18 protein-coding genes are annotated in these 24,978 nt (G+C 69.1%); 5 read left to right on the top strand and 13 right to left on the bottom strand.

What is annotated here, in order from left to right; all coding sequences use genetic code 11:
- Positions 1–14 precede the first annotated feature (14 nt).
- The 5 genes from ACWGID_RS34420 to dxs form a co-directional block, all read right to left on the bottom strand.
- Entirely contained in the window at positions 15–1,304 is a 1,290-nt protein-coding gene (locus ACWGID_RS34420; RefSeq protein ID WP_452203517.1) for a hypothetical protein, read from the bottom strand.
- A gap of 75 nt (positions 1,305–1,379) precedes the next feature.
- Positions 1,380–2,861 carry an APC family permease gene (locus ACWGID_RS34415; RefSeq protein ID WP_452203516.1) on the bottom strand — a complete coding sequence of 494 codons (1,482 nt, stop codon included), beginning with the start codon at positions 2,859–2,861 and terminating at the stop codon, positions 1,380–1,382.
- A 69-nt stretch (positions 2,862–2,930) separates the two neighbouring features.
- Complete coding sequence (locus ACWGID_RS34410; RefSeq protein WP_452203515.1) at positions 2,931–4,286, bottom strand: hypothetical protein; 1,356 nt, start codon at positions 4,284–4,286, stop codon at positions 2,931–2,933.
- 65 nt (positions 4,287–4,351) lie between these two features.
- Entirely contained in the window at positions 4,352–5,686 is a 1,335-nt protein-coding gene (locus tag ACWGID_RS34405) for a hypothetical protein (protein ID WP_452203514.1), read from the bottom strand.
- Positions 5,687–5,713: 27 nt separating this feature from the next.
- Positions 5,714–7,606: a 1-deoxy-D-xylulose-5-phosphate synthase gene (gene dxs / locus ACWGID_RS34400; RefSeq protein WP_452203513.1), complete on the bottom strand. Its 1,893-nt coding sequence runs from the start codon at positions 7,604–7,606 to the stop codon at positions 5,714–5,716.
- Between the two features lie 169 nt (positions 7,607–7,775).
- Between dxs and ACWGID_RS34395 the strand changes: the two genes are divergently transcribed.
- Both ACWGID_RS34395 and ACWGID_RS34390 read left to right on the top strand, forming a co-directional pair.
- On the top strand, positions 7,776–8,282 hold the full coding sequence (locus tag ACWGID_RS34395) for a DUF402 domain-containing protein (RefSeq protein WP_452203512.1): 507 nt from the start codon (positions 7,776–7,778) through the stop codon (positions 8,280–8,282).
- Between the two features lie 554 nt (positions 8,283–8,836).
- Complete coding sequence (locus tag ACWGID_RS34390) at positions 8,837–9,331, top strand: DUF402 domain-containing protein (RefSeq protein WP_452203511.1); 495 nt, start codon at positions 8,837–8,839, stop codon at positions 9,329–9,331.
- Here the strand turns inward: ACWGID_RS34390 and ACWGID_RS34385 are convergent.
- Both ACWGID_RS34385 and ACWGID_RS34380 read right to left on the bottom strand, forming a co-directional pair.
- Positions 9,328–9,987, bottom strand: coding sequence for an alpha/beta hydrolase (locus tag ACWGID_RS34385; RefSeq protein WP_452203510.1), 660 nt, complete (start codon positions 9,985–9,987; stop codon positions 9,328–9,330). The genes ACWGID_RS34390 and ACWGID_RS34385 overlap by 4 nt on opposite strands.
- Positions 9,988–9,991: 4 nt before the next feature.
- Positions 9,992–11,500, bottom strand: a complete 1,509-nt coding sequence (locus ACWGID_RS34380) for a CocE/NonD family hydrolase (protein ID WP_452203509.1) — start codon at positions 11,498–11,500, stop codon at positions 9,992–9,994.
- Between the two features lie 179 nt (positions 11,501–11,679).
- Between ACWGID_RS34380 and ACWGID_RS34375 the strand changes: the two genes are divergently transcribed.
- Positions 11,680–13,587, top strand: a complete 1,908-nt coding sequence (locus ACWGID_RS34375; RefSeq protein ID WP_452203508.1) for a Na+/H+ antiporter — start codon at positions 11,680–11,682, stop codon at positions 13,585–13,587.
- Positions 13,588–13,596: 9 nt separating this feature from the next.
- Positions 13,597–14,013, top strand: coding sequence for an HIT family protein (locus ACWGID_RS34370; protein ID WP_452203507.1), 417 nt, complete (start codon positions 13,597–13,599; stop codon positions 14,011–14,013).
- On the opposite strand, the gene ACWGID_RS34365 is transcribed toward ACWGID_RS34370, so the two are convergent.
- Both ACWGID_RS34365 and ACWGID_RS34360 read right to left on the bottom strand, forming a co-directional pair.
- The gene (locus ACWGID_RS34365; protein WP_452203506.1) at positions 14,010–14,528 is read right to left on the bottom strand and encodes an N-acetyltransferase family protein; all 519 of its coding nucleotides are present in this window, start codon (positions 14,526–14,528) and stop codon (positions 14,010–14,012) included. The two genes, ACWGID_RS34370 and ACWGID_RS34365, sit on opposite strands and share 4 nt — an antisense overlap.
- Positions 14,509–15,069 carry a HEAT repeat domain-containing protein gene (locus ACWGID_RS34360; protein WP_452203505.1) on the bottom strand — a complete coding sequence of 187 codons (561 nt, stop codon included), beginning with the start codon at positions 15,067–15,069 and terminating at the stop codon, positions 14,509–14,511. Before ACWGID_RS34360 ends, ACWGID_RS34365 begins: the two co-directional genes overlap by 20 nt.
- Before the next feature lie 99 nt (positions 15,070–15,168).
- Here ACWGID_RS34360 and ACWGID_RS34355 point away from each other — a divergent pair, with 99 nt between their 5' ends.
- Positions 15,169–16,251 (top strand): hypothetical protein, encoded by a 1,083-nt coding sequence (locus tag ACWGID_RS34355; protein ID WP_452203504.1) that lies wholly within the window; start codon positions 15,169–15,171, stop codon positions 16,249–16,251.
- On the opposite strand, the gene ACWGID_RS34350 is transcribed toward ACWGID_RS34355, so the two are convergent.
- From ACWGID_RS34350 to ACWGID_RS34335, 4 genes are all read right to left on the bottom strand, one after another.
- Entirely contained in the window at positions 16,236–16,475 is a 240-nt protein-coding gene (locus ACWGID_RS34350; RefSeq protein ID WP_452203503.1) for a cold-shock protein, read from the bottom strand. The genes ACWGID_RS34355 and ACWGID_RS34350 overlap by 16 nt on opposite strands.
- Before the next feature lie 3 nt (positions 16,476–16,478).
- On the bottom strand, positions 16,479–19,253 hold the full coding sequence (gene acnA / locus ACWGID_RS34345) for an aconitate hydratase AcnA (protein ID WP_452203502.1): 2,775 nt from the start codon (positions 19,251–19,253) through the stop codon (positions 16,479–16,481).
- A 145-nt stretch (positions 19,254–19,398) separates the two neighbouring features.
- Positions 19,399–20,331, bottom strand: a complete 933-nt coding sequence (locus ACWGID_RS34340; protein ID WP_452203501.1) for an LLM class F420-dependent oxidoreductase — start codon at positions 20,329–20,331, stop codon at positions 19,399–19,401.
- A gap of 10 nt (positions 20,332–20,341) precedes the next feature.
- On the bottom strand, positions 20,342–24,715 hold the full coding sequence (locus ACWGID_RS34335) for a hypothetical protein (protein WP_452203500.1): 4,374 nt from the start codon (positions 24,713–24,715) through the stop codon (positions 20,342–20,344).
- Positions 24,716–24,978 lie beyond the last annotated feature (263 nt).

Raw genomic sequence — 24,978 nt, 5'->3', positions numbered from 1 at the left:
GGCCCCCAGCAAACTCAGCCTTTGAACTTCTTGGCAGCTGTGACTATTTGGGTGGTGGTGAGGCCGGTGTCTTTTTTGAGGACCGACTCGCCGTGGAGGGAGAGGTCTACGTACAGGGTGGCGAGTTTTTTCTCGCCTAGTTTGTCGGCCAGGTACTCCGTGATCCACCAGCTGGTGCCGTAGGCGCGGTCCGCGTCGGCGGCGAAGGTGGTGGTGTCGGGCAGCGTGGTCAGCTTCGCGAGGTACTGCGTCTTCACGCGCTTGCGATACGGGTCGACGCTCCAGTGCGGATCGTCCTCGATCCCCCAGCAGCGCACGTACTCCGCCAGTCCCTCGACGGCCCAGATCGGCGCGCGCAACCCGAGCGTCGCTGTCGCCACGTGCGTCATCTCGTGGACCAGCAGATCCTTGTCGAGCCGCTTGCGCACCGCCGGGTTGACGACGATCCGGCTCCCGATCGGACGGCCGACCGGCTTCCCGAGCTGCTCCCCCTCGAACAGCGTCACGGCCTTCGCCGCGATCGTCCACCCGTCGCCGCTGCCGGCGGTCCAGAGCGTCGACATCACCCGCTCCTGCGGCATCGCGACCACCAGTACGGCGCCGTTCCACGGCCGCGCCCAATGCTTGTGGACCGACTTCACCGCTTTCTCGGAGACGACCGCGACCTTCGTGCCGAGACTCGCTTCCCGCTTGTCCACCACGACCACGACCGAGCCCCGGCGTACCACCTGGACCTCGTCGAAGTCCCACGGCTGGCGATGCCCGTCCTGGCTCAGGTTCTCGTCGGTGCCGCTGTCGTCGACGAGCACCCACGCGCCGGCGCGCTGGACGAACGTGTACCCGAGATCGGTCTGGACCGGCAGCGGATCCAGCCCGGAGAGCTGGTAGCGCATCATCACCCGGGTCGAGAACGTCGTCGGACCGAACTTGTCGACCAGCCCCGGCACCGGACGGAAGGCATCAGCCGTCAAGTACCGCAGAGAGCTGAACCCGAACTTCCGCAGGTTCGTGAAGAGCAACCGCTGCCGCGCGACCAGCTCGGTCTGCTTCGGGTCGACCGGGGCCATGAAGCCCTTCAGATCGCCGGCCAGCAGCGCTGTGGAGCGCCGGGCCAGCACCGCGTCGATCGCCTTCTTGCGAGCCGCGTCATCGGCAGCTGGAGGACTCGGCGTGACCTCGGCAGCGGCCGCGCCGACGCCGGGTGGTGGTTCCTCGCCGCGTCGGACGTGGACGGCGACGACCGCGCCGGACGCCGCGAGCGCCAGCACGGCAACGCCCGCGAACAGGCGTTTCGGGTGGTTCATTGGTGGTCCCCTCGGATGGTCGGCTGATCCTACCGGTCGCCGACCACCCGAGGGCCAGAGTGCTGCGGGCCAGGGTCAGGCCTTCTGGACTTCGCCGGTGCGCTGCTCGATCCCGACGCGGCTCTTGCGGTAGCCGTACACGCCGTAGATCACGAAGCCGAGCACCATCCAGATCGCGAACCGCAGCCAGGTCTCCAGCGACAGGTTCAGCATCAGGTAGATGCAGATGATCGCCGACACGATCGGGATCACCGGGCTCAGCGGCACCCGGAACGAACGCTCGATGTCCGGCCGGCTCTTGCGCAGCAGCGGTACGGCGATCGACACCAGCGTGAACGCGGCGAGGGTACCGATGTTCACCATCTCCTCGAGCTTCCCGATCGGGGTGACACCGGCGATGATCGCGACGACCACACCGATCCCGATGGTGAGACGGTACGGCGTACCCCACTTCGGGTGCGTCTTGCCGAGCTGCCGCGGCATCAGGTGGTCCCGGCTCATCGCGAACACGACGCGCGCCGCACCGATCATCAGGGTCAGGACGACGGTGGTCAGACCGGCGACCGCGCCGGCCGAGATCAGCGTCGCGAACCCGCCCTTGCCGACCGAACGGAACGCTTCCGCGAGCGCTGCCTCACCGTTGATGTCGGAGTACTTCACCATGCCGGTGATGACGATGCAGACCAGCACGTACAGCACGGTGCAGATCGCCAGCGAGCCGATGATGCCGCGCGGCAGGTCGCGCTGCGGGTTCTTCGCCTCTTCGGCGGTGGTCGCGACGACGTCGAACCCGATGAACGCGAAGAACACCAGCGAGGCGCCGGACACCAGACCCATGATCCCGAAGGTCGATGGTGTGAACCCGAAGACCGCCTGGAACAGCGGCGTGGTCAGCTCGACGCCACCACCCGGGGACGGGACGCTCGGCGGAATGAACGGGGTCAGGTTCGAGCTCTTGATATAGAACAGGCCGGCGATGATCACGAACAGCACCACGAACAGCTTGATGCCGACCAGCACCAGGTTGACCCGCAGCGACTCCTTGATCCCGATCGTCGCCAGCGTGGCCAGCACCAGGACCAGCAGCATCGCGAGCACGTTCACATGGCTGTCCGGCCCGATCGAGTCCGGCCAGCCCAACCCGATCTCGTCGAGGAACAACTTGGCGTACGTCGACCAGCCCTGGGCCACGACGCTTGCCCCGAGCATCAGTTCGAGCAGCAGGTCCCAGCCGATGATCCAGGCGAAGATCTCACCGAGCGAGAAGTACGAGAACGTGTACGCCGAACCCGACACCGGCACGGTGGACGAGAACTCGGCGTAGCAGAGGGCGGCCAGCGCACAGCAGACCGCGGCCAGGACGAACGACAGGGCGATGCCCGGACCGGCGTACAGCTTGGCGGCGCGCCCGGTCAGGGTGAAGATGCCGGCACCGATGATGACACCGATACCGAAGACGGTCAGGTCGACCGCTGTGAGGCGTTTCTTGAGCTGGTACTCCGGCTCGTCGGTGTCCGCGATCGATTGCTCGATCGTCTTCTTCCGGACAAGACTCATCTGCGCCTCCTCGAGGTGGACGGAACCATCCGAGACTGCCCCTCTGACACCGCGAGGTCAAACCGCCACTCAGCGTTGTGGCCGGTATGTTGCCAGTGCGGTCCACAGCGTGGCCTCGGTCAGACCGGTGCGGCTGAGCAGAATCCGGTCGCGGGCCGTCTGATCGGTGCCGTTGCGCGCGAGGTCCTCGTACAGTTCCTCGACATTTCCGAGTCCGATCTGGTGCACCAGGTATCGGACGGCCAGCCAGCTGACGCCGTACACGTCGGCGGAGTTCTGGTAGAAGCCGGCGTCGGTCGGCAGCGCGGACAGTTGGGGCAGCGCCTCGTCGATGACCTCCTGCTCCCACTTGGCGACCTCGCCCGGTCCGCTGATCGCCTCGATCCCCCGCCAGGACACGTATTCCGCCGAACCTTCGGCCAGCCACAGCGGTTCGTACCCGCCGAGATCCGCGGTCGCGACATGGGTGATCTCGTGCGACAGCAGGATCTCGTCGACCCGATCGCGTTCGTTCGGATTGACCACGACGTAGCCGCCGGCGACCGTACCGTCGGCGGTGTCCTGACCCGGCAGCGAGGAGAACGTCGAGCCGGTGCTGGCCGCGGACTCGATGTCCTCGTCGGCGAACCGCGCGTCCCGGACGTCGGTCTCGTCGAGCGCGATCACGAACACCGAGCCGGCCCACTTCCGCGGCCAGTACCGGGTGACCTCCCCGAGCCCTTCGGCCGCCGCGTGCACGATCGCGCGACCACGCTTCGTGTCGCCCTTCTCCACCACGACGAGCACGCGGGGACCACGCTGGACCTCGATCCGGCCGAGGTCCCAGGCCTCCCGGTGCGCGCCCGGACCGAGATCGGCGTCCAGGTCGTCGTCGTCGGTGAGCAGCCAGTGGCCGCCTCGGGCGATGAACGTGTAGCCGAGCTCGGTCGTCACCGGCGTGAAGTCGACCTTGGGGATCTGGTACCGCATCAGGACCCGGACGAGGTACGTCGTACCGCCGTGGGCCCGCACCGCGGCGGGATCGAACCGTTCCTCGGCCTGGCTGTAGCCGAGCTCGCTGAAGCCGATCTCGACCAGGTTCGCGAACAGGATCTTCTGCGCGGCGATCAGCTTCTTGTTGGTCGGGTCCACGTCGGCCAGGAACAGCGGCTCGTTGCCGGCTTCCACGGCCTGCGCGCGGCGCAGCAGGATCGTGTCGACGGCGACCCGGCGGGCGGCGATCGCGGCGGCGATCCGGGACGGCTTCGTCGCCTTCGGCGTCCCCGGGGTCGCGGTGCGGGTGGCGACCGGATGCTCGCGGGCGTCCTGCTCGCGTTGTTCAACGGTGTAGACGATGCCGCCACAAACCAGGGCCACCGCGGCCAGCAAACCCAGCCAGCGGCGGGGGCCGGTCGGTGCCCCGAAATTGGGCGGCGTTGCACTCACTTCGGGTCGATCCCTCCGAGTACCCGATGGTCGCAGCCGGGCTACCCTACTCGACCGTCGCGGTTTTATGCTGCCGCGGCAGCCTTCAGGGCCCGGAAAAGTCCTGCCTCGGTCATCCCGAGGTGCTCGAGCATGATCCGGTCGCGGTCCTTCTGCGTCGAACCGAGCGACGCCAGCTCGCGGTACAGGGTGCCGACCTCGGTCCCGCCGAAGCGCGTGAACAGGTAGTCGAGGGCGAGCCAGGACAGCGGGTACGAGCTGTCGGCCTGGTCGAAGAACGTCGCGTCGGCGGGCAGCGCCTTCGCCTTCGCGAGGTACTTCGTCCGCACGTCCAGCCGGTACTGCGCCAGCGCGAGATCCTTCTGCCCGTCCATCGGCAGGAACTCGACGTACGTCGCGGCGCCCTCGACCAGCCACCGCGGCGCGTACGGCCCGTACGGCGCGGTCGCCACGTGGGTGAACTCGTGGGCCAGCGTGCGCGCGTCCACCTTGTCGCGGTTGTGCGGGTTGACGACGACGTACGAGTCGGCCCGCTCCCCCGCGGCGGTGACCTCGCCAGGCAGCGTGCGGTACACCCAGGTCGCCATCGCGAGCGCGTCCTCGGCGTTCTTCGGCTGGGTGTAGTCGGCGCCGCGAACGATCTTGTCGTTGAGCGCGATCACCACACCGGCGCCCTTCCAGCCGCCGGGCCAGCTCTTCGAGACGGCCTGGACCGCGCTGAGCGACATCGTGACCAGCTTGTTCGCCAGGGCGTCCTGACCTTGCTCGACGACGACCAGGACCCGCGGTGCGCGCTTGACCAGGACCGGGCCCATGTCCCAGGCCTCCTGATGCGAGCCACGTGGAAGGCGCTTGTCGAGATCCGAGTCGGAGACCAGCATCCAGGAACCGTTCGACCGCTGGGTGAACGTGTAGCCGAGCATCGCGCGCACCGGGACCAGGTCGATGTTGCTGATCTGGTAGGTCATCGCGACCGCCACCGGGTACGTCGTCGGGCCGTACTTCTGCACGAGACCGTCGTCGTACTGCTGGGCCAGCTGCTGGTACGTCAGCTTCGCGAAACCGAACTGCCGGAGGTTCGAGAACAGGGACCGTTGCCCCGTGACCAGCTTGGTGTCCGCGGCGTCGACGTCTGCGAGGAACTCCTTCTCGTTGCCGGTGAGGACCGCCTGCGCGCGGCGCTTCAGCAGCTGGTCGACGGCCGCGGACCGCGCGGCCAGGTCGACCGTCGGGCCGCTCGCCACGGTCTCCGCCGAGCCGCCCGTACTCCGGCTCGACCAGTGCAGCGCCAGACCGCCGCCGACCGCGGCCGCCACCAGGGCCAGGGACAGCAGGACCGGCCAGATCCGCGAGCGACGCTTCGTTGCCGCGTGCCGGCTGTGCCGCCCTCCCTCAGCCACGGTGGCCCTGCGTCCTGATCGATGTGCCTAGGAGCTGCCCGGGCGATCGCCCGCCCGGTCCGGCTCGCTCAGAGCGTCGTCGTGGTGCTCCGAGATCAGCTCGGTGATCTCCCTGGCCAGCTCCTGCCCGGTGAGACCGATCTCCTGCAGTACGACGGGACGCTTGGCGTGCTGCAGGAACTGCTGCGGGATGCCGAAGTCGCGGATCGGGGTCTGCACCCCGGCGTCACGCAGTGCCTGCGCGATCATCGCGCCGCAACCACCCGCACGGCCGTTGTCCTCGACCGTCACGACCAGCTTGTACTTCGGAGCCAGCTCGACCAGCTGCGGGTTGATCGGCTTGACCCAGCGCGGGTCGACCACCGTGACACCGAAACCGTGGGCCTCGAGGCGCTGCGCGACATCCATCGCGGTCGCGGCCATCGCACCGATGCCGACCAGCAGGACGTCGTCGCCGGAGCGCTGCAGGATGTCCAGGTCGCCGATCCGGTCGATCGCCTCGATGTCCGGACCCACCTCGCCCTTGGCGTAGCGCAGTACCGTCGGGGCGTCGTCCACGTCGATCGCTTCGTTCAGCAGCTCCTGCACGCGCTTGCCGTCACGCGGCGCCGCCAGCCGCAGACCGGGAACGAGCTGCAGCAGCGACATGTCCCACATGCCGTTGTGGCTCGGGCCGTCATCACCAGTGACACCCGCGCGGTCGAGCACGAACGTGACACCACACTTGTGCAGCGCGACGTCCAGCAGGACCTGGTCGAAGGCACGGTTCAGGAAGGTCGCGTAGATCGCGACCACCGGGTGCAGGCCACCGATCGCCAGACCGGCCGCACTCGTCACCGCGTGCTGCTCGGCGATACCGACATCGAACGTCCGGTCCGGGAACTCCTCGGCGAACTGGGCGAGCCCGGTCGGGTGCAGCATGGCCGCGGTGACCGCGACCACATCGCTGCGGCGGTGACCGATCTTCACCAGCTCGTCGCTGAACACATCGGTCCAGCCGCGCGGCTTGTTGGCCGGCCGGACCTGGTGGAAGTTGTCTTCCTCGTCCTGCTCGGCGGCCGCGAAGCCATAGCCCTTCTTCGTCACCGCGTGCACGATCACCGGTCCGCCGAAGGCCTTCGCGGACCGCAGCGCGTCCTCCATCGCCTCGCGGTCGTGGCCGGGCACCGGACCGACGTACTTCAGGCCGAGGTCCTCGAACATGCCCTGCGGGGCGAGCATGTCCTTCAGGCCCTTCTTGATGCCGTGCAGCACCTCGTACATCGGCGGACCGACGTACGGCGTCCGGCCGAGGTTCTTCTTGATCAGGTCGAGGACCTTCTCGTACCGCGGGTTGGTGCGCAGACTGGTGAGGTGCGTGGCCAGGCCGCCGACCGTGTCGGAGTACGAACGGCCGTTGTCGTTGACGATGATCACCAGCTTGAGGTCCTGGGCGGCGGCGATGTTGTTCAGCGCCTCCCAGGCCATCCCGCCGGTCAGGCCGCCGTCACCGATCAGCGCGACCACATGCCGGTTCTCCTGGCGGAGCCGGTACGCCTTCGCGAGACCGTCGGCGTACGACAGCGCCGTCGAGGCGTGGCTGTTCTCGATGATGTCGTGCTCGGACTCGTCCTGGTTCGGGTAGCCGGACAGGCCGCCCTGCTGCCGGAGCGTGTCGAACGTCGGGGCCCGGCCGGTCACCAGCTTGTGCACGTACGCCTGGTGCCCCACGTCGAACAACAACCGGTCTCGCGGCGAGTCGAACACGCGGTGCATCGCCAGGGTGATCTCGACCATCCCCAGGTTCGGACCGAGATGGCCACCGGTCTTGCTCACGGTCTCGACCAGCACGTCCCGGATCTCCGCCGCGAGATCGGTGAGCTGCTGATCGCTCAGCTTCTTGAGGTCCGCCGGACCGTCAACCGTCTCCAGCACGCCCATCGAGCTCCTCCCGCAGGTCTTCCTCGAATGCTTGAGTCTATGCACGCCTCGCCCGGAATCCGAACTCGGCGACAGCGCACGACACCGGTGTTGCGCAATCTCACACACCAAGACGCCGCCCGGGAGTCGCTGGTTCGACGTGGTGTGCGTCTCACTTAGGGTGATCGGCATGGAGATGGTGACGACTCTCTTTCGCAAGTACGACGGGCAGCCGCACCGGCTGGTCGAGGCGGTGCGCCTCGGCGAGGACGAGTACGGCCTCTGGGTCGGCTCCGTCCCCGGCACCCGCGGCCAGCGCGCCGACGGCAGCTGGACCACCATCGACCACCACCGCGTGCGCCTGTTCCCACACGGGCAGTGGTGGAGCGCACTTTTCAACGACACGCCGCACAACACCGCGATCTATTGCGACATCACGATGCCGGCGGAATTCGGCGTCGACAGCGTCACGGCCGTGGACCTGGACCTCGACATCCGCCTACTCCGCGACGGCACGGTGCACGTGATGGACGAGGACGAATTCCGGGCTCACCAAGTCCGCTACGGCTACCCACCCCAAATCGTCGCCACCGCCGAGGCGGTGTGCCAACAGCTAGCCGCCACCATCACCACCGCAGAACCCTTCACCACGGCCTACAAGCCCTACCTCGAACAAATCCGCTCCCTCAGCACCTGAGACCCCCGCACGGCGCTACGCGCGACTCCTCCGTCACCGTGCTGCGAGAGACCTGTGGAGAGGCTCTCTCGTGACGGGGCAGGGAACGAGGCGGTGGGACGGGAGTGCTCGCGTACTCAAGCTCACGACGTGCTGGGGCGCGCGCCTCGCGCCATCGCGGGGGTGTTCGGCTGCCGCCGACGAGTGCGCGCCGCTGCCCGGCGGCGAGCGGAGCGTCGTACCGCCAGGTGCGGGCGATCCCACCCACACACGTCGAGCCTCTCCAGCCCCGATCACCGTCGAGTCGTGGGCTCTGGCTGGTGAAGTCGCGCCTGAACTCACGACTCGCGGATCGGGGCAGGAACCAAACGCCACGACTCGGTGGGGTTGGGCGGTAATCGACCCCCGTCGGCTAGGAGCCCCCCTGAGCCGACGAGGGCCGATCTGGATGCTGGCCAGGGCCGGCACCTCATCTATGCTCCGTCGCATTGCGCGACGGGTCCACTCCCGACAGCAAAGTTGCATCAACCTGCAAAGGTCCGGGGGCGCACCCGGTGCGGGATAGGTTGGGGGTTATGCGTGATGTCCGGGTGGTTTATCGCAAGTTCGACGAGAAGCTGCACTGGCATCAATGGATGCGGTACCTGGGCGAGGACGAGTACGGCGTCTGGCTCGGGGCGCCGGCGGGATCGGTGTCGCAGCGCGGGGACGAGCCGGTCGTGACGCAGGAGCAGGCGCATGTGCAGCTGTTCCCGCGGGACAAGTGGTTCACGGCGATCTTCAACGACGAGCCGCGGTACACCGAGATCTACGCCGACATCACGACCCCGGTCGATTTCTCGGACGACGTGCTGACGATGATCGACCTCGACCTGGACGTGATCAAGCGCCGGGACGGGACGGTGTTCATCGACGACGAGGACGAGTTCGCCGAGCACCAGGTGCGGTACGGGTACCCGGCCGACGTGATCGCCACGGCGCGGCAGACGTGCGACTGGCTGTTCAAAGCGGTGTCGACCGAGGAGCCCTTCCTGACGGTCTACAAAAACCACCTCGACAAGGTCCGCTAAGGCCTTGGCCCGAACGCCCAGGTGACCATCAGCGGGAGCTCCTCACGCCAGAACGGGTCACCGTGTGAACCGGTCCGCTCGGTCATGACGACGTCGGCGTCCGCGGCCCGCAGTGCGTCGGCCCAACGAGCCGCGTTCTCCTGGAAGAACGGCTCCTCCGTGCCCGCGACCAAGTACGTCCGCGGCAACGTGATCTGCATGTCCCCCGGCGGTTTGTAACCCCCACCAGGCGACGCGCAGAAGATCGCGCCGTAGACATCCGGATGCCGCAGCCCGGCAGCCAGCGCCAACTCGCCACTCGCCGACACCCCGAACACCGCCGTACGGTCAGCCGGCAACCCAACACCGAAACGCGACGACACCCACTCGCGGATGTCGTCGACGAAGAACTTCTCGTGCGCCGCGAACCGTTCCGCGTCGAAGATCGGCGAGTACTCGTGCAGCCGATCCATCTCGTCGTCCAGCCGATCCGCGGCGACGATCATCGTCGGGATGTCGGACGTCGCGGCGAGGTAGTCGCCCCACTCCGAGATCAGCTGACCGTCACCGGCGTACACCACAGCCTGCGGTGTTTCCGAGGGCAGGTACGCCGTGACGCGGCGGCCGCCGTCGTACTCGAACGTCTCGGTGACGAGTTCTCCCGTGCCGGACGACATCGTGCTACCTCCCGAGATGCACGCTCAAGGTCCCGTTCTTGAGCATCATGACGCCGGGTAACGGGCCGCGCTGGCCGGCGTACATGTCCGCGACCGGGGCGACCGTGAGGTACAGGTTCTGCCCCGCCGGGACGTCGACCGCGATCGCCGGCAGCTCGATCGTGCGCTGCACACCCCGGGCGGTGTGCTTCTCGCGCAGCGGCATGGTGTTGTTCTGCACGACCCTAGCGGTCAGCGGGCTCTTGCCGACGCTGAGCGCGAAGTACGCCGCGGACTGCGGGATCACCGTGTAGACGGTCGCGGTGAGCTTCGGCGTACCGGCGATGGTGAGCGGGCCTTTGGCGATCGGCAGGTTCACCGGCAGGCCGACGCCGGTCGGGGCGACGATCTTGCCGAGTGGGTAGCGCTTGTTCGGCGTCAGGCTCTGCTGGGTGAGGCACCGGCCGCCGGCGGTGGACAGGTGGTACGCGCCGAACCCGCTCAGCCCGGTCGACCTGTGCAGCAACTGCAGCTGCATGAACCGGATCGACAGGCTGGAGAAGTTCGGCGACCCGAGCGCGATCGAGCACGGGTCGCCGGCCGTCGCATACCCCGGCGGTACGACGGCGGGCAGCGTGTGACCGCCGTTGTACCCGACGAAGAGCGAGCGGGCCCGGGCTCGGGACGTGAGCGCCCGGTCGAAGTTCGCCAGCCCCTGGTTGAGGTTGAACAGGTTGTCCGAGATCCCCTGCCCGAACAGCACCGGGATGTCGAGCTTGCGGCCCTCCTTGACGTGCCAGGCCGGTCCGTTGTGCGCGAAGAACGCGTCGAGATCCCGGCCGGCCTTCCCCGCGGGCCACGCGCCGGTCGAGATCAGCGCGACGAACGCCGCCGACACCGCGGGCGGCAGGTGCGTCCCGCCGCCCGCGAACAGGATCGACAGCCACATCGTCCGCGCGGCCTCCTGCGGCGCGAGGCTCTGCTTGAGGTCCCACCAGGTGACCTCGGGAGCGAGCGCGTCGAACCGGGTCCGGCCGCTGTCCCGAAGCTCGGTGAAGGCCCCGGCGAACTGGTACCCGCCGCCGTACGAACCACCGATGGCGCCGATCAACGGGTCGCCCGGCGCCTGCTTCGTGACCCAGTCCAGTCCGGCGACCAGGTCGACGAGCTTGACCACGTCACGACCCTCGAAGTCGGGGTTCATCACGTGCGCGACGCCGGTGCTTTCACCGAAACTGCGCTGATCGAAGCTGAGCACGCCGAACCCGGCGTCGAGCCAGTCCTTGAACGCGGCCGGGTCCTTGGTCCGGCTTCCGCCCCACCCGTGGCTGTGGAAGATCAGCGGCACGGTGTGCTGGGCGGAGGCGCCGGCGGGTTGGAAGAGCGAGTAGCAGATCCGTACGGGCGTCGTCGTACCAGGTTCCGGCACCGAGTCCACGCAGCCGTTGGTCACCGTCGTCGCGGCGGCGGCCGGGACGACCGGCGACAGCAGCAGCGCGATCACTCCGAGAAGGCTCGGTACTCGACGACGCATCAGTCACTCCCGGTGATCGACGGCTTCCGCTCCGCACACGCTAGAGGACCGGCGTACCGCTGACCAGACCCAGAGCGGATCGTCAGGCCGTGCTGTACGAGAAGCCGTGCGAGGACCAGTGAGCGAACCAGGGAGCGGGCCAGTGGGCGGAGCGGCGTCCGCGCTGGGACACTATCCGCGTGCATATCGCGATCGAGGTCGTGGCCCTCATCGCCGTCGTTGCGGCGGGCGCCGCGCTGGCGCGGCGGATAGGGATCTCGGCTCCCCTGCTGTTGGTGGTCATCGGGATCGCCCTGTCGTACCTGCCGTTCATCCCACGGGTCGAGCTCTCGCCCGAGGTGGTGCTGGTCGGCTTCCTGCCGCCGCTGCTGTACTCGGCCGCGATCAAGACCAGCCTGCTCGACTTCACCAAGCACCGCCGATCGATCGGGCTGCTGTCCGTCGGCCTGGTGGTGTTCACCGCGCTCGGCGTCGGTGTGGTCGCCTGGTGGCTGCTCGGCGTGGTCGCGGAGTCGATCGGTCAGGAGCCGCTGCCCTTCTGGGCCGCGTTCGCGATCGGCGCCGTGGTGGCGCCGCCCGACGCGGTCGCGGCGACCGCGATCGCCAAGCGCGTCGGGATGCCCCGCCGGGTGGTCACGATCCTCGAGGGCGAGAGCCTGATGAACGACGCGACCGCGCTGGTCTGCCTGCGGACCGCGATCGCCGCGGCCGTGGTGGCGCCGACGGTGCTGCACGTCGGGCTGGACTTCCTGCGCGCGGCCGGTGGCGGCGTCCTGGTCGGCATCATCGTGACGTTCGTGCTGGCGAAGATCCGCCGGCGCTTCACCGACCCGGTGCTGGACACCACGCTGAGCCTGACCGCGCCGTTCATCGCCTACATCGCGGCCGAGAACCACTACGTGCACGCATCCGGCGTACTCGCGGTCGTCGTCACCGGACTGCTGCTCGGGCACAAGGCGCCGATCATCCAGTCGGCCAAGTCCCGGATGTCGGAGCGCACCAACTGGAGGACGTTCCAGTTCCTCCTGGAGAACACGGTCTTCCTGCTCATCGGTCTGCAGACCCGGTGGATCCTGGACGACCTCACCGCGAGCCCGTTGCCGGGCTGGCTGATCGCGACGACGACGATCGCGGTGTTCGTCGCGGTCGTGCTGCTGCGGCCGATCTGGATCGTGCCGACGACGCTGTTGTCCCGCCGGTTCCTCGGGCCGTCGCGGCCGGGACCGGTGCCGTTCCGCGCACTCATCGTGGTGTCGTGGGCCGGGATGCGCGGCGTGGTCACGCTGGCCGCCGTCTTCACGCTTCCCGAGGCCACCCCGCATCGCGAAGTACTCGTGTTCATCGCCTTGGCCGTCACCGCTGGCACGCTGCTCGTCCAAGGCTCGACCCTGCCCTGGCTGGTACGACGGTTGCGCCTGCCTGGCCCCGATCCCGCGGAGGACGCACTGCAGGAGGCCGCCGTACTGCAGGGTGCTCATCGGGCCGCGATCGAGAAGCTCGAGGAGCTCGCGACACCGTCCGATCCGCCGGCCGTTCTCGACGTACTGCGGCAGCGTGGCGAGGCGCGGGCGCAAGCGGCCTGGGAGCGGCTCGGGCGTCCGGAGAGCGAGTACGAGACCCCGAGTGAGGCGTACCGGCGGTTGCGGATCGCGATGCTCGAGGCGGAACGCTCACACATCCTCAAGGTCCGCGACGCCGGCCTGGTCGCGGACGAAGTACTGCAGCGGGCGCAGAACGTCCTCGACATCGAGGAGTCGATCCTGGACCGCGACGAGGACGACGACGTCGGCGGGCGCTCGGAGGACCTGCGGCCGAAGACGACGCCCGGCGGGGCCTGCGAGCACCTCGAACACTCGCCGCTCGTCGTCACGCCGAACACGCCGGAAGGCTGCGAGGAGTGCCTGGCCGAGGGCGGAACGTGGGTGCACCTGCGGTTGTGCCTGGGGTGTGGTCACGTCGGGTGCTGCGACTCCTCGGTGATGAAGCACGCGAGCAAGCACTTCGACGCGACGAAGCACCCGGTGATGCGGAGCTTCGAGCCCGGCGAGACGTGGCGCTGGTGCTTCCTCGACGAGAAGCTGGGCTAGGTTGACCTGGTGGCCGACTGTCTGTTCTGTTCCATCATCGCCGGCACCACACCGGCGCAGATCGTGCTCGACACCCCGGAGGTCGTCGGGTTCCTCGACGTCCGGCCGGTGTTCAAGGGGCACACGCTGATCGTGCCGCGCGCCCACGTGCCGACGCTCGTCGAACTGCCCGACGAGCTCACCGTCCCGCTGTTCGGCGCGGCCCGTTCGGTCGCCGCCGCGGTACGGACCGCGTTCGACGCGCAGGGCTCGTTCGTTGCCGTCAACAACGTCGTGTCCCAGTCGGTGCCGCACCTGCACGTCCACGTCGTACCCCGGACGAAGGGTGACGGGCTGCGCGGTTTCTTCTGGCCACGCACGAAGTACGCCGACACGGCCGAAGCCGAGGAGTACGCCGGCAAGCTCCGCGCGGCGCTGGCCGGCTAACCGGTGCCGCGCTCGTACTCGACCTGGGGCAGCGGGGTGCCGTCGCCGAAGTCGCGGCTCTGGGTGGCGCCGGTCTCGGCGAAGCCTGTCTTCACGTAGAAGCGGCGGGACTGCGGGGTGTCGCGGAGCGTCCAGAGGTGCACGCGGTCGTAACCGTCGACCCGCAGCTGCCGCAGAGTCGCCTCCATCAGGGCGGCCGAGACGCCGCTCCCCCAGCCGTCGGGGTGGGTGTAGAAGCTGTAGATCTCCGCAAGACCGGGACGTGTCTCCGACGGCCTGGACCACGACATCGCGAGTGGTTTGTGGTCGACGATGCCGAGCAGGATCAGCCCGTCGCCGTCCGCGATCCGCGCGTGCCAGCGGGTCAGGCGATCCGCGATCCCCGCCTCGGCGAACTCGGCCGGGAAGCGCGGCGCATACGCCGCGGCCCACGAGGCAGCGTGGATCTCGCCGACCGCGGCACCGTCGCTCACGGTCGCCGTGCGGGTGGTGATCTCAGTGGACTGGCCGGTCAAGGCGTTCCTCCAACTTCTCCAGCGCACGCTCGACCGCGGCGCGGACCGTCTGGTCAGGGTCGTCGGCCAACGGCCGGATCGCGGCCGCGTGCTCGAACTCGCCCGCCGCCCCGATCGCCCGGACCGCCGCGACCCGAACCCGCGGCAGCTCGTGGTCGAGCATCGGCAGCAACGCGTCGACGAGCTGGCCGAGCTCGCGTTGCGCGGTGATCCGCGCGACGTGCTCGCGGACCCGCCAGGCCGGATCGTTCGCGGCGATCTGCAGCGCGTCGACCACGTCGTCCCGCCAGACGTACAGGAACACGCGGCCGGCCCACACCCGGATCCAGTAGTAGTTCACCGGGTCGACCGGCGCCTTCCACCCACCCGGGTTGTCCGAGCCGGTGATCGCGACGAGCTTCGGCAACTCGACCTCGTACGCCGCCTCGCCCGAGATCTCGCCGGTGAGGAAGGCGACACACCAGTCGATCACCGCGTCCTCGCCGTACTCCGAGCACGCCGCGAGGATCACGTCCTTGGGTTTCTCCCGTTCCACGGACACGGACCCAGTAAATCGCCTGCCACCGACAACTTCCGATCACACGCTGACCCAGGTCCTCACTACGCTCATCGGGTTCACCAGCGACGAAAGGCAGTGCGGATGGCCGACGGACGACAGCTCGACCCGTCATCGGACGAGTACCGGATCGTTGCCGGACTCATCAGGTCAGCCCACGAGTCTGTCGGGGTCACCGATTCACACTGGTGGAACGGCCGGGTCGGCGTATTGCCGACGACCAGCCGGACCTACAGCCGCACGGATCGCGACGGCACGATCCACCTGCATCCGCGGAACGTGATCGCGCCGCTGCGCCGAGCGGGTGCCGGCGGGCACGACCGGTGGTGGAACCCGAAGGCGACCCGCGACGCGTCGTACAGCGTGATCTACGAGGCGCTGCGAGTGGCCAGCCCGACGAGCGCACGGGGCGAGGCCAACAAGCCGCTCGACAGCGCGTTGCCGGCCGGCGTGCGCGACCTGGATCGGGCTCTCACCGAGCAGCGGACGTACGAGATCGCGGAGCACGTGATGACCCAGAACGGGTTGGGCGACGCGTACGAACCCGACGCGCCGGAAGTTGCGCTTGGCGGTCACGGGTTGTCGGCCGGGCCGTTGAACACGTCCGCGTTCCGCCTGAACAATCTCTCGACAGTGTCCACGGCCGCGGCCCGCGGCCTGGTCGACGGGATCACCGACGCGACCGGCATCCCCCGCGACCGAGTGTTCGACACCTTGCTGCGAAGCGCGAAAGGGAACCGCTGGGCGTTCGCGACAAGTCTGGTGGCGGAGTCCCGGCACCGCGGCGTGGTGACCGAGCTCGCGGCCAAGGGAATCGATGTCGATGCCACCGAGGTGCAGCGCGCCGCGGGCCGCGAGTGGGCCCGGACGTCCTCGTTCAGGAAGCTCACGATCAGCACCATCGAGGCTGCCGAGCAGTACGGCTACGCGATCGGTCAAGACGCGGCCGGGGTCGTGATCAAGGCCGGACAGGACCTCGCCGCGATCGAACCCGAGAACGTCGAGCGGAGCGGCGCCGACCTGTCGAAGCCGGTCACCATCCGGGAGCTGAGCCCGGCCGAAGTGCTCGCTCCGCAGACACCGCCCACGGGTACGCCGTCGGCTCCGGGCACCGCCGCGACGCAGCGGAGTGGGGCCGAGCGGCCGGAGCATCAGGTGGACAGGTAGGCCTTGGCCCACTCGGCACGGTAGTCGTACCCGTCCTGGCCGGGCGCTTCCCAGCGCACCCGCACCACGGCGCCCTTCGCCAAGGACCGGAAGCCCTCGGCCTCGATCACCGAGAAGTGCGTCCAGCAACCGCCGGGAGTGCTGGGGCAGTCAATGACGCCCCAGCCCTCGTCGTCGTGCCAGAACCGGACGAAGCCGTCGTCCCCGCCGGTCCGGCGCTGCATTCGTCAGCCCGCGATCAGCGACCGCAGGACGTACTGCAGGATGCCGCCGTTGCGGTAGTAGTCCGCCTCACCGGGGGTGTCGATGCGGACGACCGCGTCGAACTCCTTGACCGCACCATCCGGCGACGTGGCCTTGACGTGCACCGTGCGCGGGATCGAGCCGTTGTTGAGCTCGGTCACGCCGGTGATGTCGAAGGTCTCCTCGCCGGTCAGGCCGAGCGACTCCGCGGTCTCGCCGTCGGGGTACTGCAGCGGGAGCACGCCCATGCCGATCAGGTTCGACCGGTGGATGCGCTCGAAGGACTCCGTGATCACGGCCTTCGCCCCGAGCAGCGCCGTACCCTTGGCGGCCCAGTCGCGCGACGAGCCCGAGCCGTATTCCTTGCCGGCCAGGATCACCAGCGGAGTGTTCTGCTCGGCGTACGCCTGGGCGGCGTCGTAGATCGTGGTGACCGGGGCGTCGTCCTGGGTGAAGTCGCGGGTGAAGCCGCCTTCGGTGCCCGGCGCGATCTGGTTGCGCAGCCGGATGTTGGCGAACGTGCCCCGGATCATCACCTCGTGGTTGCCGCGGCGGGAACCGTACGAGTTGAAGTCCTTGCGGTCCACACCGTGCTCGGCGAGGTACTTGCCGGCCGGGCTGTCGGCCTTGATCGACCCGGCCGGCGAGATGTGGTCGGTGGTGACCGAGTCGCCCAGCTTGGCGAGCACCCGGGCCCCGGCGATGTCGGTGACCGGCGACGGGTCCTTCGCCATGCCCTCGAAGTACGGAGGCTTCCGCACGTACGTCGACTCGGCGTCCCAGGCGAACGTCTTGCCCTCGGGCGTCGGCAGCGACTGCCAGCGCTCGTCACCGGCGAACACGTCCGCGTAGTCCTTCGCGAACATCTCCTTGTTGATCGACGTCGCGATCGTCGCCTCGACCTCGTCGGCGGTCGGCCAGATGTCCTTCAGGAACACGTCGTTGCCGTCGGTGTCCTTGCCCAGGGCATCGGTCTCGAAGTCGAAGTCCATCGTGCCGGCCAGCGCGTACGCGATCACCAGCGGCGGGCTGGCGAGGTAGTTCATCTTCACGTCCGGGTTGATCCGGCCCTCGAAGTTCCGGTTGCCGGACAGCACACTCACGACCGCGAGGTCCGCTTCCTGCACGCCGGCCGAGATCGGCTCGGGCAGCGGGCCCGAGTTGCCGATGCAGGTCGTGCAGCCGTAGCCGACCAGGTGGAAGCCGAGCTTCTCCAGGTACGGCGTGACGCCGGCCTTCTCGTAGTAGTCGGTGACGACCTTCGACCCCGGCGCCAGCGACGTCTTGACCCACGGCTTCGAGGCCAGGCCCTTGTCGACCGCGTTCTTCGCGAGCAGCGCGGCGGCCAGCATGACCGACGGGTTCGAGGTGTTGGTGCAGGAGGTGATCGACGCGATCACGACGTGGCCGTGGTCGAGCTCGATCTCCTGGCCCTCGAGCGAGACCGTGGTCTTCTTCGACGGGCGGTCCTTCGCGGCTGCCACCTCGTGCGGGTTGTCGTCCGGGTGGCCGTGGCCGTTCGGCGCGTCGCTGGCCGGGAAGCTCCCGGTCTCCGACGGGTCGACGTCCTTCTCCTCGGCCGCGTAGTCCGGCAGCACGCCGCGGAACGACTCCTTGGCCTTGCTCAGCTCGATCCGGTCCTGCGGGCGCTTCGGGCCGGCGATCGACGGCACGACCGTCGACAGGTCCAGCTCGAGGTACTCCGAGAACCGCGGCTCGACGGCCGGGTTGTGCCAGAGGCCCTGCTCCTTCGCGTACGCCTCGACCAGCGCGACGTCCTGGTCCGCGCGGCCGGTCAGCCGCAGGTAGTCCAGGGTGACGTCGTCGATCGGGAACATCGCGGCGGTGGAGCCGAACTCCGGGCTCATGTTGCCGATGGTGGCGCGGTTGGCCAGCGGCACCGCCGCGACACCGTCACCGTAGAACTCGACGAACTTGCCGACCACGCCGTGCTTGCGCAGCATCTGGGTGATCGTCAGTACGACGTCGGTCGCGGTCACGCCGGTCGGCACCGCGCCGGTGAGCTTGAAGCCGACGACCCGCGGGATCAGCATGCTGACCGGCTGGCCGAGCATCGCGGCCTCCGCCTCGATACCGCCGACGCCCCAGCCGAGCACGCCGAGGCCGTTCACCATCGTGGTGTGGCTGTCGGTGCCGACGCAGGTGTCCGGGTACGCCTGGCCGTTGCGGACCATCACGGTGCGGGCCAGGTGCTCGATGTTCACCTGATGCACGATGCCGGTGCCCGGCGGGACGACCTTGAACTCGTCGAACGCCGTCTGGCCCCAGCGCAGGAACTGGTACCGCTCCTTGTTCCGCCCGTACTCGAACTCGACGTTGCGCTCGAACGCGTCCGGCGTACCGAACACGTCGATGATGACGGAGTGGTCGATGACCAGCTCGGCCGGCGCCAGCGGGTTGATCTTGGTCGGGTCACCACCGAGCTCGCCGACCGCCTCGCGCATCGTGGCCAGGTCGACCACGCACGGGACACCGGTGAAGTCCTGCATGATCACCCGAGCCGGGGTGAACTGGATCTCGGTGTCGGGCGCCGCGTTCTGGTCCCAGTTGCCGAGCTTGGTGATGTGCTCGGCGGTGATGTTCGCGCCGTCCTCGGTGCGCAGCAGGTTCTCCAGCAGGACCTTCAGGGAGTACGGCAGCGTGTCCGCACCCTCGATGCCCGCCAACCTGAAGATCTCGTACGACTGCCCGTTGACCTCGAGTGCCCCCTTGGCACCGAAGCTGTCGACGCTCGCCATCAACCCGCTCCTCTGTCCGTCCTGTGTTCGCTCAGGCCCATCCTGCCGAGCGCACCGCCCGGCCGCGAGGTCAGGTTGCCCTAACCTCGCGCCGCAAACTCTCTCGACATCAAGATACACGACATCGAGCCAACTTTTCCGGCGATCAGGAAACCTGTGGAAGAACCTCGGCGGCGATCAGGTCGAGGTGGGCGAGATCCTTCAGGTCCATGATCTGGACGTACTGGCGGTCGGAACCCACCGCGGCGAACTGGCCGAGGCGGTCCACGACCTCGGCCGGCGTACCGGCGATGCTATTCGCCTTCAGGTCCTCGACGTCGCGGCCGATCGCCTCGGCGCGCTGCTTCACCTCGGCGTCGTCCTTGCCGACCACGACGGTGTGCGCGGTCGAGAGCGCCAGCGTCTTCGGGTCGCGTCCGATCGCGTCGCAGGCCGCGCGGACCCGCTTGAACAGCGTCTCGGTCTCCTCGACGCCACGGAAGCCGGCGTTGAACTCGGCGGCGTACTGCGCGGCGAGCGCCGGCGTCCGCTTCTTGCCCGCGCCACCGATGATGATCGGCGGGTGCGGCTGCTGGACCGGCTTCGGCAACGCCGGCGAGTCGGAGATCTGGTAATGCTCGCCCTGGAAGTCGTACGTCTCCCCCACCGGCGTGTCCCACAGTCCGGTGATCAGCTCGAGCTGCTCGCTGAAGATGTCGAAGCGACCCTTGGTGTCGGGGAACGTCAGGCCGTACGCCTTGTGCTCCTGCTCGTACCACCCGGCGCCCAGACCGAGCTCGGCGCGGCCGCCGCTCATCTGGTCCACCTGGGCGACCGAGATCGCGAGCACGCCCGGGTTCCGGAACGTGGCGGAGCTGACCAGCGTGCCGAGCTTGATGCGCTGGGTCTCGCGGGCCAGCCCGGCCAGCGTGATCCAGGAGTCGGTCGGGCCCGGGAGGCCGTCGTTGTCGCCCATCACCAGGTAGTGGTCCGACCGGAAGAACGCGTCGAAGCCGTTCTCCTCCGTCTTCCGGGCCACCGCCAGGAGGTCGTCGTACGAGGCGCCTTGCTGAGGTTCGGTGAAGATCCTGAGAAGCATGGCGCCAACGCTATCTCGCGCTGGTGTACAGCCTCTCCAGGTACGACGGTTGCCATTGCGGACCGCGGTTGTACAAGCGGCGTACCAGCCCGTCGACGTCGAGGCGCTCCTCGACGGGGTTGTCCCACCAGTCCGGCACCTGGTCGTACCAGCGGTCGATGCGCAGCGTCCGCCCGGCCGCGTCGAGCCGCGCGAACAGCCAGCCGCCCTGCTCGTTCTGCGCCTCGGTCAGCCAGAGGTCACCCAGCAGTCCCGTCAGCTTGTCGGCCGCGAACTCCGGGTCCTCGACCTCCGGCGGCTCCAGATCGAACCGGTACGACGGCGCGTTCGGATCCAGCACCTGCACCTGGATCGTGAACCCCGACGGCACGATCTTCGTCCGCGCCCGGCACCAGTCGTGCAACGCCCGAAACGCCTCCGACTTCTCCGGCCGCGGCCGAGGCCGCTCCACCTCGGCGCGCATCGCTTCCTCGAGCGACCCAGCCGCAGGCGCGACCCGAGGCCCCGCATCCCCGATCAGTCCAAGCCCCGGAACCCCCATGCCAGCTACGGCGGCCGCAACATCCCCCTCAAGACCGTTCGCACGCCCGGCGCCATTCAGCCCATGCGCATCACCAGAGCCGACGCTTCGATCCGCTCCGAGGCCATACGCCTCGCTCTCGCGGTCCGCGTCCTCCGTGCGGTACGGGTCGCTCTCGCGATCTCCGCCGTACGGGTTCCGCTCGCGGTCCTCGCCACGGTCGGCAGCGTCCCACGCCGGCTCGTCCGGCTCGTCCGACTCACCGAACTCATCGGCGAACCCGACGGCTTGCATCACACCGGTCGGCTCGTCGTCCTCCACCACAGGCACGAACCCGGTGGGAACCTCATCGTCCGGATCACCCCCGAACGCACCAGCCCCGTTGGCAGCTCCGTCGGATGCTTCCTCCGACGCGAACTCGGCCGACGCGTCGGAACGGCCAGAGCCCATGACCCAATCGCCATCCGACCGCTCCGAGTCCGCCCGCGCAGCAGGCCGCGACTCGCCGTATCCGGCTCCCGGCTCGTCGCCGGGTCCGGGCGCCGAGTCAGCCTCGTACCCAGGTGTCGGTTCGTCGCGGTACCTCGACGTCGCCTCGGCGTCGTACGTGGGCGTCGGCTCAGCGTCGTACCAGGGCTTTGACTCGGCGTCGTATTCCAGGTCAGCCCGGCCATCGTCGGATGCGGCGGGTTCAGCGTCGTAGCTCGGCGCAGGTTCGGAGTCGTGGGACGGCGCGGGCTGGTGGCTGGGGCGCTCGTCTGGGGTGGGTTCGGGGTCCGGCCTCGGGATGCGCTCCGGGTCGGGGTATGGCTCGGGCCAGGGCTCGGGTTCCGGTTCGGGAGCCGGGCCGGGCTCCGGTTCCGGCATGGGCTCTGGATCGGGCTGGGGGTACGGCTCCGGCTCGGGTTCCGGCAGTGGCTCCGGCTCCGGAGCGGGCACCGGCCGCGGAGTCGGCTCCGGACCCGGGATCGGGCTCGGACCTGGCGTCGGGATCGGGCCGGGGCCTGGGGTCGGCTCGGGGCGACCTGGGAACGGCTCGGGGCTCGGTTCCGGGGTCGGCGGGGACGGTTCAGGCCATGGGGCCGGGTGGGGTTCTGGTTGCGGCCACGGACCTGGCTGAGGTTGCGGTTGCGGCCAGGGCTGGGGTTGCGGGTGAGGCTCTACTTGAGCTTTAGCTTCGGGGCCTGAGGCATCGAGTGCCGCAGCGGACGCTCCGAAGGTTTCGTGGTCGTCTGCATCCAACGCGTCGCCGCTCGACGTACGGCCGCCCAGGACGTCGTCGCGCCGGTACGTCGGCCGCTCGGCTCTATCTGCGGCTTCCTCCGGCTGGCGCTCGGATGCCTCGACGTACTCCGGTACGTCGAGCGCCTGCGTCTTCCCCGGCGCGTCGACCACCGCGGGAATCTCCGCGGTCTGGTCGTCCGCATCCAAGTCCGCGGCCACCGGATCCGAGTCCTGCTGCCCCTGCACATGCTCGGGGGCGCTGGGCTCGGCCTGGGCTACCGGGGCGAACGGCGACGGACCAGTGAAGGAAGCCGGCTCCTCCTCATGGTCGACCGGGTCAGCGTCGAGAACCGCCTCGATCTCAGCCGTAGGCGCGTCATCGTCCTCAAGATCCGCACCCACGTCGTACTGCGAGTCACCCGAGCCTGCGTCGTACTGCGAGTCACCCGCGTTCGCGTCGTACGGTGCGCCTCCCGCAGCCGCGTCGTACTGCGAACCGCCCGAGGCCGCGTTGTACTGCGAGCCTCCGGCGCCCGCGTCTCGGCCTGGCGCGAACGGCGAGTCGCTCGCGCCAGCGTCCTCGGCTGATCGCGCCGACGCGAGCGGAGCATCGTTTGAGTCTCCGAAGGCGGTCTCCGCGAACGGCAGATCCCCGGGCGCTGCGTCCCCGTGCCGGGTCGGTGCGAATGGCGAGTCGGCAGGCCCGGCGTCCCCGCGAGCCGTCGGATCGTGTCGGGAGTCCGCGGTCGTCGAGTCTCCGCGCGCGTTCGGCGCGAGGTGCGAGTCGGCGGGGAGCGCGTCGTGGGGTGCCGTCGGGGCGAACGGGGAGATGCCAGGTGGCACGTCTCCAGTGGGATCCGCGGACGGTGTGTCCGGGCCGCTTGCGTTCCCGGGGTTCGGCGCGAGGCTCGGGTCTCCGGTTGGGGCGAAGGGGGAGGTTGTCGGAACCGTGGGCTGGTTGAGGGCCGCCGGGTCTTCTACCCATTCGCCGTTGATCCAGGCTGGGCCGGTCCAGTCGTTGTGTGGTGACCGGGCGGAGGGCTGGGGTGTGGCGGCGGGTGGGTGGTTGGTGGTGTCTTCGGCGAAGGGGTCGTACTGGCTGGTGGATTCCTGGTCGGACCAGGACGACTGTTCGGCGGTTTCCCAGTCCTGGTCGGCGGTGGGGGTCGCCGAGGCGGGGGCGTCGGCGAAGAGGCTGTTGTAGAAGTCCTCGCCTTCGTAGCGGCCGCCGCCTACGCGTGGGGGTTCGGAGGACGGGAGGACCGGGTTGTACGGCGGGTGCGCGGTGGGGAGACCGGGGGCGGAGATGCCGTCCGGGAGGTATGCGCCGGGTGCGGCGGGGTCCTGCGGGCGGTGGGGTGGGTACGTTCCGTTCCGAGCCTGAGGCCCGGCATGCGGGTCCGCGTACGCCTGGTCCTGCTGGGCGTGCGGGCCGGCCTGGGCGCGTGGGTCGTGCTGCGCGTGCGGACCGTAGTAGCCCTGAGGGCTGGGTTGGCCGTGCGGGTCCGCGTAGGCCTGGGAGCCCGGGCCGGGCTCGGATTGCGGGTCGGGTTGCAGACCGAAGAACCCGTGATCCTGCTCAGACCGCGCGCCGGACTCGGCGCGAGACTCGGGCTGCAGGCCGAGGAAGCCGTGGTCCTGCTCAGAGCGCGCACCGGACTCGGCGCGAGACTCGGGTTGCAGGCCGAAGAAGCCGTGGTCTTGCTCGGGATCGGCCCCTCGGTTGGGGTCTTCGGTGGGGTCTTGTTTGCGGCGGCGGAGCCAGCCTTGTCGTTTGGAGGTGACGCCGTACTCGTCGTCGGCGGAGGGCGTCGGGGCCGGAGACAGGTCGGTCGACGGCTGGGCGCCGGGTGGCGGGTCGTCGATGGGTTGGCCGGTGAAGGGGCTGATGCCTGGGGGTACTACGAAGGATTCTTCGTCCTCCGCAGGCCGCTGGTCTCCGATCACGTGGTCTTCAACGACCGACACCTCGGCCGTGTCAGGGTCTTCGGCGAAACTTGCCGGTACTGCAAAGTTTCGGGTGAAGTCCTCGGCCGCGGCGGCACCGGCCGGGAGGTCGGGCTGGACCGGGGACCGCGGGTCGATCGCGAAGTGCGCGAAGAACGCGCCGAGCGCCTCGGGCGACACCCCCGAGCGGATCAGGTCGACGCCGTATGGGCGGAGTTCGTCGAGGCCACCGAGATAGTCGGACCACTCGGCGACCCACTCGATCATCTCGTCGGCGGCGGCCTCGTCGGACGTGATCCACTGGCCGATCGTGGCGAACCCGTCCTCGGCCGGCTGCCACGGATCGCCGGGGTACGACGCCCGCGCCCAAGTCCCGTTGAACGCGCCGTACACGAATCCCAGCTCGCCCGCCGACTGCCGCTGCCGCACCTCAGGCTGCGCGATCCAGTCGGGTGAGCCGGCCAGCAGGTCGGCGCCGGCGGTCAGGCTGTGCTGGGTGTGGAAGCCCCACAGCACCACTCGCCCGTCGCCGAGGCGCACCATCCGTAGCACCGAGGCGGTTTCGTCCTGGTGGTGGTACCCGTCGCCGTCGGCATACCACCGCCGGTCGAAGCCCGTGGCATGGGCGACCGCGGCGAGGGCGGTCCAACGAGCCCGCAACTCCTCCGGGTCGTCCAAGTCAACGAGCGGCATCAGGTCTCCAGCGCATTGGAATCCAGGGCCAGAACGCTACCCGAGGCCCCCGGTACTCACCACTTCCGGTCATGGGGCCTCCCGTCCTGGACTGAGGAGCGGAGGGAGCGAAGCGACTGGAGCGAAGCGACTGGAGCGACGAGGGAAGGACGGGAGTTACAGCCCCATGACCCGGGGCGGGCCGTGGTCGGGGGGCGGCGCACACGCCCCCCGGGGGCCGCCCCCCCCCGCGGTGGGGGGGGGGGTGGGGGTGGGGGTGTAGA

It is taken from the genome of Kribbella sp. NPDC054772, from assembly GCF_053611945.1.
Note: the sequence above shows the minus strand (reverse complement) of the source record. Positions and strands in the feature narration are given on the sequence as shown.

Excerpts from the sequence above, each read along its gene's own strand:
- ACWGID_RS34380 (WP_452203509.1), bottom strand. The coding sequence starts at position 11,500 with ATGCGTCGTCGAGTACCGAGCCTTCTCGGAGTGATCGCGCTGCTGCTG.
- acnA (WP_452203502.1), bottom strand. The coding sequence starts at position 19,253 with ATGGCGAGCGTCGACAGCTTCGGTGCCAAGGGGGCACTCGAGGTCAAC.
- dxs (WP_452203513.1), bottom strand. The coding sequence starts at position 7,606 with ATGGGCGTGCTGGAGACGGTTGACGGTCCGGCGGACCTCAAGAAGCTG.
- ACWGID_RS34340 (WP_452203501.1), bottom strand. The coding sequence starts at position 20,331 with ATGCTTCTCAGGATCTTCACCGAACCTCAGCAAGGCGCCTCGTACGAC.
- ACWGID_RS34415 (WP_452203516.1), bottom strand. The coding sequence starts at position 2,861 with ATGAGTCTTGTCCGGAAGAAGACGATCGAGCAATCGATCGCGGACACC.
- ACWGID_RS34350 (WP_452203503.1), bottom strand. The coding sequence starts at position 16,475 with ATGCAGCGCCGGACCGGCGGGGACGACGGCTTCGTCCGGTTCTGGCAC.
- ACWGID_RS34385 (WP_452203510.1), bottom strand. The coding sequence starts at position 9,987 with ATGTCGTCCGGCACGGGAGAACTCGTCACCGAGACGTTCGAGTACGAC.
- ACWGID_RS34390 (WP_452203511.1), top strand. The coding sequence starts at position 8,837 with ATGCGTGATGTCCGGGTGGTTTATCGCAAGTTCGACGAGAAGCTGCAC.
- ACWGID_RS34355 (WP_452203504.1), top strand. The coding sequence starts at position 15,169 with ATGGCCGACGGACGACAGCTCGACCCGTCATCGGACGAGTACCGGATC.
- ACWGID_RS34395 (WP_452203512.1), top strand. The coding sequence starts at position 7,776 with ATGGAGATGGTGACGACTCTCTTTCGCAAGTACGACGGGCAGCCGCAC.
- ACWGID_RS34335 (WP_452203500.1), bottom strand. The coding sequence starts at position 24,715 with ATGCCGCTCGTTGACTTGGACGACCCGGAGGAGTTGCGGGCTCGTTGG.
- ACWGID_RS34420 (WP_452203517.1), bottom strand. The coding sequence starts at position 1,304 with ATGAACCACCCGAAACGCCTGTTCGCGGGCGTTGCCGTGCTGGCGCTC.